Annotated in this window: 18 protein-coding genes; 1 reads left to right on the top strand and 17 read right to left on the bottom strand. The window is 41.5% G+C overall.

All coding sequences use genetic code 11. The annotated features are described in order from the left end of the window. Position 1 precedes the first annotated feature (1 nt). The 10 genes from CSV76_RS01695 to CSV76_RS01650 form a co-directional block, all read right to left on the bottom strand. Positions 2–529, bottom strand: a complete 528-nt coding sequence (locus tag CSV76_RS01695; RefSeq protein WP_099624568.1) for a sigma-70 family RNA polymerase sigma factor — start codon at positions 527–529, stop codon at positions 2–4. Positions 530–577: 48 nt separating this feature from the next. Beyond that, the gene (locus tag CSV76_RS01690) at positions 578–2368 is read right to left on the bottom strand and encodes an ATP-binding protein (protein WP_099624567.1); all 1791 of its coding nucleotides are present in this window, start codon (positions 2366–2368) and stop codon (positions 578–580) included. Next, on the bottom strand, positions 2365–3084 hold the full coding sequence (locus CSV76_RS01685; protein ID WP_085428778.1) for a response regulator transcription factor: 720 nt from the start codon (positions 3082–3084) through the stop codon (positions 2365–2367). The genes CSV76_RS01690 and CSV76_RS01685 overlap by 4 nt, the downstream gene beginning before the upstream one ends. Before the next feature lie 104 nt (positions 3085–3188). After that, complete coding sequence (gene ccsB, locus CSV76_RS01680) at positions 3189–4373, bottom strand: c-type cytochrome biogenesis protein CcsB (RefSeq protein WP_099624566.1); 1185 nt, start codon at positions 4371–4373, stop codon at positions 3189–3191. Further along, entirely contained in the window at positions 4364–6022 is a 1659-nt protein-coding gene (gene resB / locus CSV76_RS01675; RefSeq protein WP_099624565.1) for a cytochrome c biogenesis protein ResB, read from the bottom strand. The genes ccsB and resB overlap by 10 nt, the downstream gene beginning before the upstream one ends. Positions 6023–6037: 15 nt before the next feature. After that, positions 6038–6574: a thiol-disulfide oxidoreductase ResA gene (resA, locus tag CSV76_RS01670; RefSeq protein WP_099624564.1), complete on the bottom strand. Its 537-nt coding sequence runs from the start codon at positions 6572–6574 to the stop codon at positions 6038–6040. Positions 6575–6678: 104 nt separating this feature from the next. Continuing rightward, the gene (locus CSV76_RS01665) at positions 6679–7410 is read right to left on the bottom strand and encodes a pseudouridine synthase (protein ID WP_085428774.1); all 732 of its coding nucleotides are present in this window, start codon (positions 7408–7410) and stop codon (positions 6679–6681) included. Positions 7411–7517: 107 nt separating this feature from the next. Continuing rightward, positions 7518–8522, bottom strand: a complete 1005-nt coding sequence (locus CSV76_RS01660; RefSeq protein ID WP_233192317.1) for a D-alanyl-D-alanine carboxypeptidase family protein — start codon at positions 8520–8522, stop codon at positions 7518–7520. After that, positions 8519–9130, bottom strand: coding sequence for an SMC-Scp complex subunit ScpB (scpB, locus tag CSV76_RS01655; RefSeq protein ID WP_099624563.1), 612 nt, complete (start codon positions 9128–9130; stop codon positions 8519–8521). The genes CSV76_RS01660 and scpB overlap by 4 nt, the downstream gene beginning before the upstream one ends. A 13-nt stretch (positions 9131–9143) precedes the next feature. After that, positions 9144–9875 carry a segregation/condensation protein A gene (locus CSV76_RS01650; protein WP_085428772.1) on the bottom strand — a complete coding sequence of 244 codons (732 nt, stop codon included), beginning with the start codon at positions 9873–9875 and terminating at the stop codon, positions 9144–9146. 36 nt (positions 9876–9911) lie between these two features. On the opposite strand from CSV76_RS01650, the gene CSV76_RS01645 reads away from it, so the two are divergent. Continuing rightward, positions 9912–10421 carry a DUF309 domain-containing protein gene (locus CSV76_RS01645; RefSeq protein WP_085428771.1) on the top strand — a complete coding sequence of 170 codons (510 nt, stop codon included), beginning with the start codon at positions 9912–9914 and terminating at the stop codon, positions 10419–10421. Here CSV76_RS01645 and CSV76_RS01640 read toward each other — a convergent pair. The 7 genes from CSV76_RS01640 to CSV76_RS01610 form a co-directional block, all read right to left on the bottom strand. Beyond that, entirely contained in the window at positions 10418–10792 is a 375-nt protein-coding gene (locus CSV76_RS01640) for a GNAT family N-acetyltransferase (RefSeq protein ID WP_085428770.1), read from the bottom strand. The two genes, CSV76_RS01645 and CSV76_RS01640, sit on opposite strands and share 4 nt — an antisense overlap. Positions 10793–10972: 180 nt before the next feature. Then, positions 10973–12298, bottom strand: a complete 1326-nt coding sequence (lysA, locus tag CSV76_RS01635; RefSeq protein ID WP_099624562.1) for a diaminopimelate decarboxylase — start codon at positions 12296–12298, stop codon at positions 10973–10975. A gap of 86 nt (positions 12299–12384) precedes the next feature. Next, a complete protein-coding gene (locus CSV76_RS01630; protein ID WP_099624561.1) occupies positions 12385–13842 on the bottom strand; it encodes a spore germination protein in 1458 nt (485 codons plus the stop codon). A gap of 1 nt (position 13843) precedes the next feature. Then, positions 13844–14632, bottom strand: a complete 789-nt coding sequence (locus CSV76_RS01625) for a SigF/SigG family RNA polymerase sporulation sigma factor (protein ID WP_085428767.1) — start codon at positions 14630–14632, stop codon at positions 13844–13846. Positions 14633–14635: 3 nt separating this feature from the next. Further along, positions 14636–15082 (bottom strand): anti-sigma F factor, encoded by a 447-nt coding sequence (gene spoIIAB, locus CSV76_RS01620; protein WP_085428766.1) that lies wholly within the window; start codon positions 15080–15082, stop codon positions 14636–14638. Further along, the gene (locus tag CSV76_RS01615) at positions 15072–15425 is read right to left on the bottom strand and encodes an STAS domain-containing protein (protein WP_085428765.1); all 354 of its coding nucleotides are present in this window, start codon (positions 15423–15425) and stop codon (positions 15072–15074) included. The genes spoIIAB and CSV76_RS01615 overlap by 11 nt, the downstream gene beginning before the upstream one ends. A 328-nt stretch (positions 15426–15753) precedes the next feature. Further along, positions 15754–17049: a pyrimidine-nucleoside phosphorylase gene (locus CSV76_RS01610; RefSeq protein ID WP_099624606.1), complete on the bottom strand. Its 1296-nt coding sequence runs from the start codon at positions 17047–17049 to the stop codon at positions 15754–15756. Between the last annotated feature and the right edge of the window lies 1 nt (position 17050).

The raw sequence follows: 17050 nt of genomic DNA, 5'->3' as shown, positions 1-17050 counted from the left end.
CTCATCCCCCCTCCTTCACAGAACGTACGTCAAGTTTCGTTTTCAATGCTTTTATTGCACGATGCTGTGTTGTTTTCACTTTGCTTTCGGTCCAATCCAAAACTTCTGCAGTTTCAGCAACCGAAAGATCTTGGAAAAACCGCATGAGGATGACCATCTTTTGATCCCCCGTACAAGTGTGCAATACTTCCAGCAATTGTTTCTGTTGTTCATCCGCTTCAATGAAATGCTCAGGTAGTTTATCAGTTGCGGTCAATTGCTGTGTTTCCCAATCAAAATGAATATTAGTATGCTTTTTGATAGTTGATTGTTTTCGGAAATAATCAATAGACACATTTTTCGCTATCGCAAACAGCCATGTTTTCTCGGAGCTTTTTCCTTCGAAACGGCCGAAGGATTTAAGAACACGCACATAGACTTCATGCATTAGATCTTCCGCTACCTCCCGATGGCGAGTTAGATAAATCAGGAAGTTAAATACATCGCGGTTATAATCTTCATACAAACGTTGGAAAACAGAGTCATCCATCCAATCCCCTCGCTCTGTAATAGTAGTCGTTTCAGTACAGGAAAAGTTTCATTTATTTATTGCGTCAAATGGGAGCGAACAAATAAAGATCGTTCCTTTTTCATCACCACGTGTCGCTAAAATCGACCCATCGTGTGCTTCCATAATATTTTTTGCAATAGCTAAACCAAGTCCCGTTCCGCCTTTCCCTCTAGTTCTTGCTTTATCGGCTTTATAGAAACGTTCAAAGACGAACGGCAAGTCTTTTTCGGGAATACCGACGCCTGTATCGGCTACTGTAATATCGAGCATACCAGCAGATTTGTAGACGCCTAACGTCACAGCTCCACCATCCGGGGTGTGACGGATAGCATTGTCAATCAAATTGGTGAATACTTGTTCTAGACGGTCTTCGTCAGCTGTCACAAGTAGAGTATTCATTTCCTCAGTTTCTAGCGACAAATCTACCTCCGCATCTTTTGCAACTTGTGAAAACTTTGTAACCATGCGGTCCAAAAACTCTACAATGGATAAAGGTTCTTTATGAAGTTGAATGTAGCCAGACTCCATCCTTGCTAAATTCAGCAAATCTGTGACTAGACGACTCATACGTTTTGACTCATCATGAATGATCTGTACCATTTCCATACGCTCTTCTTCGCTGCTCACTACGTCATCAATGATCGCTTCACTGTACCCTTGCAACATCGAAATCGGTGTCCGTAGTTCATGCGATACGTTAGCAATGAAATCCGAACGTAACTTATCCAATTTATGCTGTTCAGTCATATCCCGGAATACCGCCACAGCACCTCGTATACTGTTTTCACTGTACAATGGGCTAATAGAAATCACATAAAACTGCCCGCCTAATTCCAATTCATCTTCTACTTCCTCAGCAAACGAAATAGCATGCTCCAACATATGAAAGACTTCTTTAGGCAACGGATGATTCTTTTTCTCATTGAAGCCATACCACTTTTTCAACAGTAATTCAGCTTGAGGATTTTTCAGCAGGATAGAGTAATCTTGATTAAACGTTACCACTGCGTCTGTCATTGAGGTGAGAATGCTCGAAAGCTGTTCTTTCTCTTGCTTAATCAATTCGATATTATACTTCAATTGACGTCCCATCTGATTAAAAGCCGTAGCCAACTGACCAATTTCATCTTTTTGCGCAACCGGTAAATGCGTATCAAAATTGCCTTTAGACAATTCAAACGCCGCTTGCTTCATTTTACGTAATGGCAACGTGATTCGCGTAGATAGGAAAAATGCAAAAAATGTAGTCAAAAGAAAGGCAATAAATGCAGACAAGAATACGATATTCGTTGTACTTTTTGTTGTACGGTGCACAGCATCTAGACTTTGATACATCAGTACACTCGCTTCCTCACCACTTTCTTGTTTAAATGGATAGGATAAAATTAAAAATTGCTCCATGACATCTTTTTCTGTCAATGAAGGCAATATCATTTCTTTCATTTTTTGCTTACCTGATTCAGGTGACTCGAATAAAACGCTTTCAGAAAGAAGCTTTTCTTCAATTTCATCTTTACTTGAGGATGTATGGAATGAATATAAAATATCACCTTGTCGATCAACTACAATTGCGTTCGTCTCCAAGTCGAGGATATCTTCTATAATCTGGTGAATGGAATCATTCGTTTGTCCATTGCGATCGTTCACAATCTTGCTGATGGTGGCAGCTTCCCTCTGCAAGGACTCTTCTGCTTGTTTCGTATGGAAGTTATCCAGAAACTCAAGCAAGAACAGTGTGACAATAAACAGGACAAACGAAACGAGAAGCAATATGGTTGCCCATAGCTTCCCGACAATTGAATTCCATATTCGCATCACTCGTTCGGAACCTCGAACTTATAACCGACACCCCAAACAGTGACAATCATTTTTGCTGCCCGCTCTGAAACCCGGCTCAATTTTTCACGGAGCCTTTTGACGTGTGTATCCACTGTACGTAAATCTCCAAAGAATTCGTAATGCCATACTTCCTTCAGCAATTGTTCACGATCAAATACTTTGTCTGGTGATTTCGCTAGGAAATATAATAATTCATATTCTTTCGGCGTTAAATTTACTTCTTTCCCTTCAGCTGTCACACGATGCGCGTCATGGTCAATCGTTAGTTGTGGGTAAACCACTAAATCTTTAGACGTCGTGTTAGATGAAACGTTCGGGAATGCTACCGAACGTCGGAGCATAGCCTTGACGCGTAAAACTACTTCTCTTGGACTGAATGGCTTGACGATGTAATCATCTGCACCACTTTCAAACCCGCTTACACGATCTGCTTCTTCACCTTTTGCTGTCAATAAAATAACAGGTGTCATAATTTTATTTTCACGCAGTTCAGCTAATACTTCCATGCCATCTTTTTCAGGCATCATCACGTCAAGCAATATACAGTCATATTGTCCAGCAAACACTTTCTCTAATGCATCTGCTCCATCGACTGCTTCTTCAATTTCATAACCTTCTCTAGATAAATACATATTCAATAGGCGACGAATGCGATCCTCATCATCCACCACTAAGAGCTTCACTGTTTCTTCCACAATTCATTACCCCTTTCGACAACCTTCTATCTCCATTGTACAATTACTAACCTATAAAAAGAAATAAAAAGACTGCATGACAATTATTGTCATACAGTCTGATTTTATGCATAGGAGTGTAAACCTGCAATAATTAAGTTTACGGCAATCAGGTTGAACATGATGATAACAAATCCGATGACAGCAAGCCATGCAGACTTTTTACCTTCCCAACCTTTTGATAAACGCAAGTGAAGGAATGCAGCGTAGAACAACCATGTAATGAGTGCCCACACTTCTTTCGGATCCCAACCCCAGAATCGTGACCAGGCTTCATGTGCCCAAATCATGGCGAAAATCAACGCACCGAGCGTGAAGACCGGGAAACCAATCAATACAGCACGATAGCCGATTTCATCCATCAGTTGAGAATTCGCCTTCCGCGCTAGCGGTTGGAAGACCGCAGCGAGTGGTTTGCGTGCAATTAAGCGTAATAGTACGTAAAGCACTGAACCTATGGCAATAGACCAAACTAGAGAAGACATTTTTTGAGCATTGATGATCGGAGGTAACTCCACCCAAGGTGTCATTTTATCCGGTGTCATGGCTTCATACTCATTCATTCCGAATAGCGGAGGAACATGATATGTGATTTCAGCTGGTACTTGATCTTTATTGATGTATGTGAACTCAGCTTGATAATCCATTACCTTAAATGTTGTAGATGCCACAACAAATCCAAGTACTAAAACTAGCGTATACATAACTGCTTCAATCCAAAAACGCGATTTGGATTTCTTTGTCATGTCGATATTTTTCACCAAATACACAAGACCTGCTATCGCACTGATTGCAAGGATAGATTCACCAATAACCGTCGTGATTACGTGGATGAACAACCATTTACTCTGCAAAGCAGGGATTAGCGGAGTTACGTCAGTCGGGAACATAGTTGCATACGAGATAATAATAATCGCAATAGGTAATGCAAACAATCCGAGTGACGGTGTTCGGTATATTAGATACAACATGATGAATGCACCAACAAGCATCATACCGAACGCAGTCGTAAATTCAAACATATTACTTAATGGAGCGTGACCTGATGCAGCCCATCTAGTAAAGAAATAGCCTAGGTGAGTAAGGAAACCGATGATTGTAATGACAATACCGATTGTTCCCCACTTACTATTATGATAAGCCTTTTCAGATTTCGATTTTTTAATTGCCCCACCAAAGAACATTGTTGCCACTAAATACGCAACAAACGAAACTAATAATAAATTACTACTAATGGTAACTAAGTCCATATTTCCTCGTCCCCTTCCTGTTCTGGCTTGTCCAACTCAGGATCCTGACGATCTATATAAGCAGGCAAGTCTGCAGTTTCTCGTAATGTATCTAGCTCTTTACGTAAAGAGAACCAGTTTTTATTCGTATGTGCAGCAATCAATAGATGTCCTTCTGTATCTTCTTGGATCCATACTCTGCGGTGTTGCCAGTACATACCTTGAATAACACCAATCATAAATACTAAACCACCGAATAAGAGGATATATAATGTCTTATCTTTACGGATTGTTAAACCAGAAATATTTCGAGTCTCGGCAGCTGCGAACTTAATCGCGTAATCGTTCTCTTCTACTTCAAGTGTTTGACGAATAGCAACGAAACTCTTTTCACCTTCTGGCTTATCAGGTGTGTTCATTTGGAAAATGAATGCTGGGTTATTTGGAACAGGTGACTTCGAGAACGGTTCCCCATCTTTAATTCCATCATAGTCGGGATAAAAACCAAGCATATTTACGCTTGAGCCGTTTCCAAGATCATATTCCTTCTCGGGGTCACTTAAATCTACAGTGAATTCCCCTAGTGAATCTTCAGTAGATTTATTTACCAAATTAAATGTCATGCTTTTAAGCTCATCCAGTTTATAATCCATCTGGAATACATTATATCCATCAAATTTCAATGGCTTGTTAACATTGATAGAGTAATCCTCTACTTTTTTCAAACTTTCACTACCAGGTAATGCTCCCTCTTCTTGTTTATACAAAGCAACGTCGGTTGTATACGATTTAGCAATGGCGCCATTTTTCTCCAACGCCTTACCAAATACTTCTTCCGCTTCTTCTTTTGTATAATTCTCAAGAGTGAATTTTTTATTCTCAAGTACATAACCTGGTGCTCCAACGATATTACGTGTTTCTCCTTCTCGGAGCCACATCGCCTCGTCCACATAAAAACCAGGTATTCCTCTAAGCAGAACGCCTGAAATGAAAATAATTAATCCAACGTGATTGACATATGGGCCCCAGCGTGAAAACCGATACTTTTCAGCTAAAATGGCACCGTCTTCTGTTTTCACATTGTAGCGCATAGCTTTTAGTTTCTCAGCTGCTTTTGCAAGTGACTCTTCGGTATTTTGGACATCGCCTTCTCCGAAAATCCGCTGACGCTTCATAAAGGATGGGTGACGACGTGTACGTTGCTTTTTAAGTGATTTATAAAGCGGAATAACACGGTCGATACTTGCGATAATAATAGAAGTTGCGAGCATACCGACTAATACTTTAAACCACCAGCTATTATACATATCATAAAAACCAAGTTGGTAATACAGTTTTCCTACCGTACCATACAGACGCTCATAGTATTCCAAATAGCCTTCAGGCGTAGTAGCAGGTACATAAAACTTCTGTGGAAAGATTGTTCCAATTGCTGAAGCGATTAATACCGCTGCAATAATACTGACACCAATCTTGACACTGGAGAAGAAGTTCCATATTTTATCAACAATGGAACTCTTATAGGTTTGAGATCTTCTAGAAGATCCCTCGTAACGCATATCTACAACATCACTTTTTTTTGCTTTTTCAGATAAGGGACGACCACACTTCTCACAAAGCTCTGTACCATAAGGATTTTCATGCCCACATTGGCATTTGATTTTGCTCATTGAGTAACAATCTCCTTACTTTGGTTGAATGCTTTCCAAATACTCGTAAATTTGTTGATCTGTCATTCCCTGTTTAATGACTTTCGTTATCTTTCCTTCTGGATTGATGAGGAAAGTTGTAGGTAATGGTTTGATATTATACAAATCCATCACAGTTTTATTCTTATCCCATAACATTGGGAATGAAAGGTTCATGTCGTCTCTAAAAAGTTCTATTTTCACTTTTGGTTCTCCTACGTTGACAGTAAGGATATGTACACCTTTCGCTTCAAAGTCTTTATAGAGATCCTCCATGTGAGGCATTTCCTTTTTACAAGGTGGACACCATGTTCCCCAGAAATTCAGGAATACGCCTTGTCCTTTGTAATCCGATAACCGATGTTCATTTCCTTCTAAATCTACAAGCTCGAAATCAGGAGCTGTATCACCTTCCGCCAAGACTTTCACTTTATCTTTTGAAGTAATTGCGTAGATCAAAATTGCAGCTAAAATTAATAGAAGGGCTGCTCTGCTAATTAGCCTGATAGTCTTTTTGTTTTTCTTTTTGGCCAATCATGTAACCTCCTGTCTAATTTGCGTTCCAATTGCTATTATAGCAAAACGTAAAATCAGTTGGGACTGCACTAGTGATAGGTTTGTGAACATTCCACGCTTTCTTAGCCGATCTTACCTGTTTCTGCCAAGACGCGTAATTGTTTCAATTCGTGTCTAGTTAACTCACGTGCTTCTCCGGCATTTAATCCACGAGTAGTCAAGTTCGCAAACTCTTCACGCTTCAATTTTTGCACAGGGCAATTAATTGCGTCGAACATTCTTCGTACTTGACGGTTACGCCCTTCATGGATTGTGATCTCGACAATCGCTGAATTGGTTTTCTTATCCGAACTTGTCATTTTCACACGAGCAGGAGCAGTACTACCGTCATCTAATTCGATTCCTGTCTCCAGCTTTTTAAGATCATCGCGGGAAGGAATTCCTTTTACTTTTGCTACATATTTCTTTTTGATTTCAAACTTCGGATGAGTCATTAAGTAAGAGAAGTCCCCGTCGTTCGTCATCAACAATACGCCCGATGTATCATAATCCAATCTGCCAACCGGGAAAATACGCTGGCTGACTTCTGGCACTAAATCCATAACGGTTTTGCGACCCTTTTCGTCATCTACTGTTGAGATATAACCACGTGGTTTATAAAGCAGATAATAGACAGGAGTTTCTTTTGTTAATTGAACTCCTTCTACCTCAATTGTGTCCATTCTAGTAACTTTAGTGCCTAATTCTGTCACGACTTTACCATTTACTTTAACCAAGCCATCCAATATAAGTTTTTCTGACTTTCTTCTTGACGCTACGCCGGCTTGTGCCAATACCTTTTGTAATCTTTCCATGGGTTCCTCCTTGATGTTACATACTGAAAAAATTATGTCATACTTTCAGCTAAATGAAAAGAAGACTGACCTATGTAGGTCAATCTTCGAAATAGTATGTTTTCTATTCATTTTTCGGACTCGATCTCGACTGCTACTGTCTTAATTGGTTCTGTACCTAAATAAATAGACCAATAGCCTTTTTTCTGTAGTTCATCTGCTTGTGGAATCTGTAACACATTGGACAACATTTTCTTCTCTTCTTTCGTTACAAGCAACTTTACAGATTGATCTAGCTTTGCGACCATATGTGGAAATACTTGATACTTCCCTTTTTTCACTGCAGTATACGATTGATATTCAGAGAACACCCGCTCTGATAACTGTTTATGAACTTGCCAATCATCTCCGTTATTTAATGTAACGACAATGACGGACTTTCCATCCTTTTCGAAATAAGTAGCCAATGTACGTCCTGCTGCTTTTGTGAAGCCTGTTTTACCTGCGACAGCAGTTGGTTCAGATATCACTAGTCGATGTTTGTTTTGCCAACTATTTTTTCCATGTTCAGTTTCAAAAGGATAGTTTTTTGTAGAAGCTATTTTACGAAACTCTGGATTCTTCATGGCAAAATATAACATTCTCGCTGTATCATACGCAGAAGATAGGTGATGCTCGCCGTGCAAACCGGATGGATTCATAAAATGCGTTTGCTCCAAGCCATGACTTTGCGCTACTTCATTCATCAAGTAGACGAACCCTTCAAGTGAGCCACCCGCATGTTCCGCGAGCGCCTGGGCTGCATCATTACCTGAACGAAGCATTAAGCCATACAGTAAATCTTTCGTCTTCATTACTTGACCTGTTTCTAGATAAATGGATGACCCTTCTGCCGTCGCGGCTTGTGAGGAAATGACTGTTTCCTCTTCACTTGGATTTAACTCCAAAAACGTATAAGCCGTCCACATTTTAGTCAAACTTGCTATTGGTAGCGGTTCATGCTCATTTGACCCCATCAGCAATCTTCCGTTATTCCCGTCTATCACTGCATATGACGCGCCTGCCGCTTGACTACTTGCAGGATTCATCACTAATCCGACTACCAGTAGAACGATGAACGAAATCTTTCTCAAGCATCATGTCCTCCTTCTTCTGTATTGGAAAACGCTTCTTGGAATTTTGTCATGAATAAATCTGTCTCTTCGGATGTTTCTTGTTCTTCATCAATTGACAGTGGTGGCATATCTTCGAGTGAAGCCAGTCCAAAACGATCTAAGAAGAAAGCTGTCGTGCCATATAAAATCGGCCTACCAGGACCATCCATGCGCCCTACTTCCTCTACAAAGCCTTTAGCGGCTAACGAAGACAAGGCACGCTCAGACTTCACTCCACGCAAATCATCGATCTCTACGCGCGTCACAGGCTGCTTGTAGGCGATGATCGCCAACACTTCAAGTGCAGCTTGTGTAAATGTTGATGGCTTCGGATCTTCCAGCATTCTCTTAATATCGTTTGCCCATTCGCTCTTTGTCACTAAGCGGTAACTTCCACCATAACTTTTTAGCGTAATACCCCGTGTATCATCCTCGTCATATGCAGCTTGCAACGAAATCAGCACTTGTTCTGCTTTTTGCTCATCGCATTCCAATAATGTGGCTAACTGCGCAAGGGTTAATCCTTCTTCACCTGCTACGAATAAAAAGCTTTCCGTCATACCGATGAAACCTGTTTCAAAATCCATACCCCTCACCCCTTCACATCAACGAGATTCGTAATTCTTCAAAGTTATTGCTTTGTCGTACTTTAACTTCTTGTAATTTCATCAGTTCGAGCAACGATAAAAATGTCAAAACGAGTTCAGTCACTGTCGCCGTTTCAAAAAGAGCTTGAAAATCACATTCTCCGCCACATAGTTCAAGTTTACTCATAATCGAAGACATCTTATCCCCGACAGATTGCTCTGACTTTGTTATACTCGCTGTAAGAGGCAGTTTCAGCTTTTTTCTGTGTAACATTTTTTGAAACGCACCGATTAAATCAAAGACATTCAGTTGCTCTTCCGTTTCCGCTACAAGTGGGACACCGTAGACCGTTAAGTCTTCAGGCTCTTTTGTGAAGTGTTCATCACGATTCGCTGCGGATTCACGTAGCGAATGTGCCGCTTCCTTAAATTTCCGATACTCCATCAAACGGGCAATCAATTCTTCACGCGGATCCTCCTCATAACCGAATTCTTCGATGAACGCTTCTTCTTCATTGACTGGCAACAGCATTTTACTTTTCACTTCTAGAAGTGTCGCTGCCAGCACGAGGTATTCGCTTAATTCATCCAACCGAAGAACACGCATGGCGTGCAAATGTTCTATGTACTGCTGTGTCAGCTCCGCCATGGGAATGTCGTAAATATCAATTTCGAGCCGATTGATCAAATGTAGTAATAGATCAAGTGGACCTTCGAAAACTTCGAGTTTTACACTATAACTCATTTTACCAACCTACCTAACTAGAAAGGAATGATTTAGATGCACCCTTACTATCATCCTCTTTTTCTACAGTTTATTGTGTATTTCAATGACAATCAAGATTATTTCGAATGCCATGAAGTGCTAGAAGAATATTGGAAGGAACAAGAGAACTTTTCAAAAGACCATCCACTAACAGGCTATATTCTCATGGCTACAGGATTATACCACTGGCGCAGAGGCAATACAGCAGGCGCTTCCCGCACTTTGAACAAAGCCATCACACGTTTTAGACAAATGCCTGTACAATTTGGCGACTATCTGGAAGAAGTGGCCATTGATGATATCATTAGCAAGCTAGAGCACTGTTTGGAGAGTATTAAATCTAATGATGAATTCTGTGCATTCCAACTCCCCATCTCACCACGCTTGCAAGTTGCCGCGGATCAAACTAAGCCCTCGATTGCATTATTGCCAAAAAATAGCGCGTCAGTTATTCATAAGCATATGCAGCGGGACAGGTCGGATATTCTTTTACAACGTGAAGAAAAGAAGAAGGGCAGTCATTAAAGATCTGCGCCTTCTTCTTTTCGTAAGCAACTTTGTATAAAGGGTTTGGTAAAATCAGTGCCTTCACAGCTGTATCCCGGATAAATCTCCTGCAATTCCTTCATCATCTTGTACGCTATTCCTTCTCCACGAAACGATGGATTAACCGAAATATGCTGGACAGTATACGTCTTAGCCTCATCATTTATTTCTACACCTATTAAACCAATGTAATCCTCTGCTTCTTTATAAAGAAATAACTGCCACTGTTCTTCGCAAATATACTGCTGAACAGTTTCTTGTAATTTACATAACATTTTCTCACTAGGGATATATGATAAAAAACCCATAGCAATTTTCTCTTGTGCTTTCTTAAAGCGAATAAGATTCAATAGTAACCCCTTCTTTTCAGAAATCCTCTGTATAGTTTACACCAATACACCGTTTTCTTCAACTTACGCATTATTTATAGCTCGGATCGATCACCGGAACAACTAAATACCAATAGATGACACCCCAAACAATCGCCATTACAACAATGGAAAGGAAGAGAATGATGTTTTTCTTTTTCATCAGAAATTCTCCTTCTCATTTGATTGTAACGGAAGATCCAATTTAATAATGTCTTCGTAGGTTTCGCGTCTTACTACTAACTGATGCTGGCCATTTTCAGCAAACACAACAGCGGGTCGTGGTAAACGATTATAGTTGCTGGCCATGGAGTACGTGTAGGCTCCTGTACAAAAGACAGCTAGTAGATCGCCTGTTTCCACTTTCGGTAAAGCGGCTTGTTCTATTAATTTATCGCCTGACTCACAGCATTTACCTGCTACAGTCCATTGCTGATCATGTGGTTCGTTCATTCGATTGGCGATCGCACTAGAATAATGTGCATCATATAAAGCAGGACGTATATTATCAGACATTCCGCCATCTACTGCTACGTATGTACGGACACCCGGCACAACTTTTGTGCTGCCTGTGGAATAAATGGTCGTTCCTGCATCTCCAACAAGCGAGCGGCCGGGTTCTATCCAGATTTCAGGAATGGGATACTGACATTCCTCCGCCATCTTCTTCACTACATCTGCCATTTCTTCTACATATACGGCTGGTTCTAGCGGCGTATCTTCTTCTGTATAACGAATACCAAATCCACCGCCTAGATTTAAGACCGGACAGATAAACTGGTAGTTCTTCCGCCATTCCACCATTCTTTCCATCAGCACTTCTGCTGCAAACTTGAATGCATCCGTTTCAAAAATCTGCGACCCAATATGGCAATGCATACCGAGAAAATGAATATATTCATGATCATACAGCGAACGGAATGCTTCATCAGTTTGACCATTTTTCAAATCAAAGCCAAATTTCGAATCTTCCTGTCCCGTCGTAATATAGTCATGTGTATGTGCTTCAACACCTGGTGTTACGCGAATCAGAACATTCATTATTTGCTTGCGCTCTTCCGCAACCTTTTTAATCATGTCGATTTCCAAGAAGTTATCGACTACGATACAGCCAATTCCCTCTTCAAATGCATACAAGATTTCTTCTCTACTTTTATTATTTCCGTGGAAATGAATACGTTCACGGGGAAAACCTGCTGCTACAGCTGTATACAATTCTCCACCCGAAACTACGTCAAGAGACAATCCTTCTTGTTCTGCCAACTGATAGATCGCAATGGATGAGAAAGCTTTACTCGCATAAGCAACCTGAGCGTTAATATTTTTGCGTTCAAACGTTTCTTTAAATGCTCGCGCACGCTTTTTGAATAACTCCGTGTCGTACACCATGACCGGCGTTCCATATTGTGAAGCTAATTCTGAAACGTCTACTCCACCGATTGTCAGATGACCACTTTCATTCACTGCCTGTGTTCCATAAAGATGCATGTCCCATACCCCTCCCGAATTCTCTCAGATAACTTTATCACAAGAAGACGGAAAGTAGCAACGAACGATAGAAGGTCTACTTATCTTTACGACATTCTGTCACGGTTTGGTGATTTTGTGATAAACGGCCGTGGGTCATCGATTGTCATAGGGAAGCGAATCAATACACGTAGCAAAGCTTTCGGGAAGAAAGGTGTGAACGGCCACAAATATGGCACATTCATCGGCTTCAATGAACATAAGTAATAATAAATGACAGCAAGCGCTATGAAGAAGCCTGGTGCGCCTAACAAGGCAACAGAGACCAATAAGAAAATCCGGAATACCTTAGTCGTAATACTTAATTCGAATGAAGGTATCGCAAATGTCAAGATGGCACTTACTGCCACATATAGCACAACTTCCGAAGAGAATAAGCCTACGTCAATCGCCACTTGTCCAATCACAATAGCAGCAACGAGCCCCATGGCGGTCGAAAGTGGCGTTGGAGTATGGATTGCGGCCATACGTAATACCTCAATACCTACATCCGCAATCATCAACTGAACAAATAGGGGCACTTCTCCCCATTCATTCGGACCGATGTACTTGATCGCTTCTGGAACGAATTGTTTTTCTACTGACATCAAATACCAGAATGGCAGGATCACTAAACTTAAAAACGTCCCAGCGAAGCGTACCATCCGGATGAATGTACCGATTAAAGGCGCTTGCCTGTATTCTTCGGCGTGTTGTAAGTGATGCACTAGCGTTACAGGAACTAAAATGACAGATGGAGACGTATCTACAATAATCGCGATATGTCCCTCAAGTAAATGCGCTGCACAAATATCAGCGCGTTCCGTATACCGAACGAACGGCATCGGATGAAACCCTTGTTTAAAAAGGAATTCCTCAAGAGATTTATCGGTCATCGTCAAGCCATCTGTTTCTAAAGCATCCAGTCGTTCCCTTACGAAATTTAAATGTCCCTCATTTGCGGCGCCCTTCAAAAAGGTGATCGCAATATCCGTCTTACCTTTTACTGACGTTTCATGCATTTCAAAACGTAGATCCGTTGTACGTAAACGTCTTCGGATTAACGCTGTATTTGTCAAAATGTTTTCTGTAAACCCGTCCCTTGAGCCACGTATGACTTTTTCAGTATCCGGTTCTTCGGGACTTCTGCCTGGATAGGATCGCACATCAAGTGCAAATGTGAAACCATCTTTCATGACGAATACAGCTAACCCACTTAAGATCGCTTTCGCGAGTTGATCTTCATCCTTCACAACTTCCAGGGAATGATACGGAAAATAATCGACCATGGCGCGATCCATATTCTCAACAGCTTCACTTGTAAATAATTCATTACGGTCCTGCATTTCGGTCATTAAGGTAGTTAAGACCTCACCATCCACTAACCCGTTCATATACAGAAGAAGTATTTCTTTATCCCATAGGTGGATCAACCGTTTAGTCGCATCGAATGTTTCATCTTCGCCAAACTGATTGATGAACCACCTTTCCCCTTCTCTTATGGACGTAAATAGTGTATCGGTCAAATTATGGTCTCCTCGCCTTTTCGAGCGCATCTTCGGCATCTGCGCCCATCCATGTTTTCATTTGTGTCAGAATCTTTTTCTCCAACCGTGATACTTGCACCTGTGATATACCGATTCGTTTCGCAATATCACTTTGTGTGTAATCCAAATAATAGCGCATATAAATGATCGTCTGATCCCGCTTGTTCAAACGGGTAATGACATCTCGTAACGGAATATGATCGAATACTCTCTCCGACCTATCGTCGCGAAGCTGGTCCATCAGCGTCAAACTGTCACCTTCACTCTCATATAATTGTTCATGTAAGGAAGCCGGATCTCTGAGCGCATCAGAAGCCAGAATAATATCTTCCTGCTTCACTTCCAATATTTCTGCCATTTCTGAAATGGAAGGTGAACGTCCATGCTTCTTGAAAAAGTCATCGGTTGCGTGACGAATTTTATAACTCAATTCCCGAATCGTACGCCCGACTTTCACCATTCCATCGTCACGTAGATAGCGTTGAATTTCTCCCACGATCATCGGCACTGCATACGTTGAAAACTTTACCTCGTATGTTAGATCGAACTTATCTATAGATTTCATCAAGCCAATACAGCCAATTTGAAATAAATCCTCTAAATCCGCACCACGCGAAGCAAAGCGTTGAACGATAGACCATACGAGTCTTGTATTGCCTTCTACCATCATTCGTCTAGCTTCTTTGTCACCCGCTTGTGATTCTTTGATGAGTTCTCGCATTTTTTCTTGTGACAATAGAGCGTGTTGCTTCTCAACAGATGCTTCCATACGTCACCTCATTCTACTTACTTCTGTGACCGGAGAAAAACTTTTCTCAAATGTCACGATTGTCCCATTTCCAAGGGTAGAATCTACACGGATACCGTCCGAGAAACTTTCCATGATAGTAAAGCCCATACCGGAGCGTTCCATTTGTGGTTTGGTCGTGAACATCGGCTCCATTGCTTGCTCTATGTCGAAGATCCCCATTCCTTCATCTGAAACCGTCATTTTTACCGAACGGTCATCTATCGTGGCGTGGATCTTCACCATACTTTTACCATCGCATTCGTAGCCGTGGATGATGGCATTAGTGACAGCTTCCGAAACAATTGTTTTAAATTCCGAAAGTTCTTCCAGTGTCGGATCTAGCGGTGCGATAAAACATGTCAGTGCCATTCTGGCAAGTGCTTCATTTTGTTCTATCGCCAGAAACGACAAGGTCAATTCATTTTTCATGTACAACCCCTCCGATTTCGTCGATTGCTTCTTCGACTGTACAAATTCTGACGACATCTCCGAGACCTGAAAATTGGAATAGCTTTTCCATTGTTGGAGATGGATTCAATATAAGTGTTTCTCCATTAACAGGGACTAGATCACGCATTCTTCCGAGTATAAGTCCAATCCCTGCGCTGTCCATGAATCCTAGATTGAAAAGATCCCAGATGATTGCGCGTGTTTTTCCTGTGAATATAGCAGTAGATACTTCTTCTCTAATTTGGTTGGCTTCATGGTTGTCAAGTTCTCCTGCTAGCGTGATCAGGACTATGCCGTTTTCCAGTTGTGTAATAGTTGCCATGTGTAGCTACGCCTCCTTCATGAAGGCATTGTCGCACATTTAGAACCGGTATCCTTTAGTTTTGACAAAACTAGTCAGCCATCCCCAAAACTTCTTACGTAGTGACAGAAATTAATAGAAATAGGAAAGCAACTTTGATTTGCTTTCTGGTCGGACGATTTCCTGCGAGAGTCGCCATTGTGTATTAAATGATGTCACTTCTTCACTCTTCACGAGCTACAACAGAGTCTGTACAGTTGGAAGCACTTTTACACATGAACGACAAAAAAACCATGTACTCTGAAGGAGTCCAATTTCTGGAGTCCTTCAGGTACATGGTTTTTATGGATTATAAAGGGTGAATGAGTGATGGTGCTTGAATTTTTTCTTTCGAGATATGCATATGAGATTGCAGCAGTTTGATTGAATCATCTACTTGTTCGGTGTTTGTATGGAGTACCGCGAGCGCTTCGCCTATTTCTACAAAGTCACCTATTTTCTTGCGTAGCACAATTCCAACCGCGAGATCGATGATGTCTTCTTTTGTTGCACGGCCTGCGCCGAGAAGCATCGCAGCTACGCCTATTTCATCAGCGTCGATCATGGATACATAGCCGCTTTTGGTTGCAGGCACTTCTATTTGATACTGTGCTTGTGGCAATAGATTTGTATCCTCTATGACCTTTTCGTTGCCACCTTGCGCTTTGATTAACTGTCCAAATAAGCGTAGCGCATCGCCGTTCTCCATGACAGTTTGTAATTGTTTGCTCGCGTCTTCTTGCGTTGTGGCTTGTTTCGCTGCGAGCAACATCTCGCTTCCAAGTACTAAACATAGCTCAGTTAAATCAGCCGGTCCTCTTCCTTGTAGCGTGTCGATCGCTTCTTTTACTTCTAGCGCATTGCCAATCGCAAGTCCAAGCGGCTGGCTCATGTCTGAAATAACGGCACTTGTGTTTCGCCCTACTTCATTTCCAATAGCTGTCATGGCATCCGCCAATTGCTTGGAATCTTCCAATGTCTTCATGAAAGCTCCTGCACCTGTCTTAACGTCCAATACGATGGCATCTGCACCCGCTGCCAGCTTCTTACTCATGATAGAACTTGCGATCAACGGAATGCTGTTAACAGTCGCTGTAACGTCTCGGAGCGCATAAAGCTTTTTATCAGCCGGGGTCAAATTCCCGCTTTGACCAATGACAGCGATCTTCAAGTCATTAACTTGCTGAATGAATTGATCCGTGGAGATTTCCACGTGGAAGCCATCAATCGCTTCAAGTTTATCTAGCGTACCTCCTGTATGACCTAGGCCACGACCGCTCATCTTCGCGACCGGCACACCGCATGCAGCAACCAATGGAGCTAGAATGAGTGTTGTCGTGTCCCCCACTCCACCTGTTGAGTGTTTATCCACTTTTATACCTTCAATAGCCGATAAATCGATTTGATCACCAGAGTTTGCCATAGCCATTGTTAAATAGCCTTGCTCCTCCGTCGTCATACCTTGAAAGTAAATCGCCATAAGAAAAGCACTGGCTTGATAATCAGGAATCGAGTCATTCGTGTAACCTGTCACAAAAAACTCAATTTCTTCTTTAGTCAGCTCTTCCCCGTCTCGCTTGCTTTCAATAATATCTACCATACGCAAC

This window comes from Sporosarcina sp. P17b, from assembly GCF_002743115.1.
Lineage (GTDB): Bacteria > Bacillota > Bacilli > Bacillales_A > Planococcaceae > Sporosarcina > Sporosarcina ureae_C.
The sequence above is the reverse complement of the archived record's forward strand: the minus strand, read 5'-3'. Positions and strand labels throughout refer to the sequence as shown.